This window comes from Paenibacillus sp. 2TAB23 (genome assembly GCF_052115165.1).
Lineage (GTDB): Bacteria > Bacillota > Bacilli > Paenibacillales > Paenibacillaceae > Pristimantibacillus.
Window position 1 is genome coordinate 1 of sequence record NZ_JBFRGD010000094.1, and the last position, 358, is coordinate 358.

At 59.7% G+C, this 358-nt stretch carries 1 protein-coding gene; it reads left to right on the forward strand.

The features are described from left to right. On the forward strand, positions 1–358 hold a 358-nt coding region (locus AB4Z29_RS32450; RefSeq protein WP_441946972.1), incomplete at both ends, for a hypothetical protein.

Genomic DNA, 358 nt, shown 5'->3' on the forward strand with positions numbered 1-358 from the left:
GGGTTACAGGTGCGACAGGAGCGGGAGTAACCGGTACGACTGGAGCTACGGGTGCAACAGGGGCAACAGGTGAACCGGGAGCGACTGGTGTTACAGGTGCGACAGGAGAAGGAGTAACCGGCACGACTGGAGCTACGGGTATAACAGGAGCAACAGGTGAAMCGGGAGCGACTGGTGTTACAGGTGCGACAGGAGAAGGAGTAACCGGTACGACTGGAGCTACGGGTGCAACAGGAGCAACGGGTGAAMCRGGAGCGACTGGTGTTACAGGTGCGACAGGAGCGGGAGTAACCGGTACGACTGGAGCTACGGGTGCAACAGGAGCAACAGGTGAACCGGGAGCGACTGGTGTTACAGG